Origin of the sequence: Parabacteroides sp. AM58-2XD, assembly GCF_003463685.1 — a bacterium.
GTDB lineage: Bacteria > Bacteroidota > Bacteroidia > Bacteroidales > Tannerellaceae > Parabacteroides > Parabacteroides segnis.
Genome location: NZ_QSDP01000230.1, coordinates 1 through 1,360, shown reverse-complemented (window position 1 = coordinate 1,360; position 1,360 = coordinate 1). Strand labels below are relative to the sequence as shown.

Below are 1,360 nucleotides of genomic sequence, written 5' to 3'. Positions count from 1 at the left end.
GTTTGTAAACTTTGCAGGAAAATAAATAAATACCGGTCCCCTTTTAAAAGACACCCCGTATTTATTTGTATTCCCGGAAAGTTTACAAAACAGCCCTCACTGACTTCACAGCCTTCACAACATTCAGCCTTCAATTTGTCAATTATTAATTAACAATTCAATTATGATCTCTTATCCTCTTAAAAAATCAGACCTTGCCAGTCTCTACTTTCCGGAGCTGGCACCTCACCAGGCATGCAATCGCCTGCGCCGTTGGATCATCCGTTGTAAAGAATTGCATCAAGAACTGCTTCTGAGCGGCTATTCGTCCACCCAACGTTTCTTTACACCCCGACAGGTCCGGCTGATCGTCCGCTACCTTGGAGAACCCGGCTGAGAATGAATCCATGGATGGGCATCCTAAGAGGCCAAGAATGCCCATTGTAAGAGGCTAAGGATGGGCATTCTAAAAAACGAAGGATGCCCATCGACAGATGCATGAAAAAAAAGCGGATGGGTTTCCCTCCCTGCCGCATCATCCGGCATCACTGCCACCGGCCCCTTGCCGTATATTTGCATTGTAAACATTGTTAAACTATTAAATATCAAAAACGTATGCCACAAGCTTTTTTAGTTCGCAAGTACACTATTCCGGGTGAAGAACCACGGAAAGAAGTATTCAAACCTGCCCCGTTTTATTACGGGACGCTATCGACCCGTGATGCCGCCGATCAAATCGCAGAAGAATCGTCGCTCACCAAAGGGGATGTGCTGAACGTCCTGGACCGTTATCAACGCTATGTCATTCAAAACCTTCAAAAAGGTTACAAAGTTGAACTGCTTGGATTCGGGACGGTCTACAACCGTTTGATCACAGGGAAAGGTGTTGAAAAGGCCGAAGAGGTGAAAGCTACCCAAATCAGAAGCATCGTCCCCGGTTTTACTCCTTCGTACACGATTCTCAACGGTACCCGCCGTTATTCACTCTTAGGTGAAAAAACGACCCTGGTAAAAGTGAATATCAACGGCACACAAGTTCCAGAGGAGGAAAGCGGTAGTGACAGACCTGAAATTGAATGAAACCATTAAATTTATAAACACATGCAACAAACCATCGAGACCAATCCGGCACCGGAAAACCCCAAACACAAAATCTGGGGTATCGTGTTAAAGGTGATCGCCACCGTAGTAGCCACTCTTTTAGGAGCCTTGGGACTCCAGTCTTGCTTGTAGCCATGGTTCCTATCTGCGAAACCGCCCTGCGCAATGAGGTCGAACTCATGCGCCATGCCACTGAAAGTGTCCGCTTTATCGTGGTCCACTGTTCCGCCACCCGTTGCAATCGGCCTTATACAGCCGAACAGTTGGAACGCGACCACCG

General features: G+C 47.1%; 3 protein-coding genes and 1 pseudogene. All 4 read left to right on the top strand.

The features are described from left to right. Window positions 1-166 precede the first annotated feature (166 nt). On the top strand, window positions 167-376 hold the full coding sequence (locus DXA15_RS24995; RefSeq protein ID WP_128135838.1) for a DUF4248 domain-containing protein: 210 nt from the start codon (window positions 167-169) through the stop codon (window positions 374-376). Window positions 377-594: 218 nt separating this feature from the next. Further along, window positions 595-1,059, top strand: coding sequence for an HU family DNA-binding protein (locus DXA15_RS24990; RefSeq protein ID WP_128135837.1), 465 nt, complete (start codon window positions 595-597; stop codon window positions 1,057-1,059). Window positions 1,060-1,080: 21 nt separating this feature from the next. After that, window positions 1,081-1,212 (top strand): smalltalk protein, encoded by a 132-nt coding sequence (locus DXA15_RS25395; protein WP_158579720.1) that lies wholly within the window; start codon window positions 1,081-1,083, stop codon window positions 1,210-1,212. 2 nt (window positions 1,213-1,214) lie between these two features. Further along, window positions 1,215-1,360: pseudogene (locus DXA15_RS27465) on the top strand (N-acetylmuramoyl-L-alanine amidase); the annotation flags it as partial.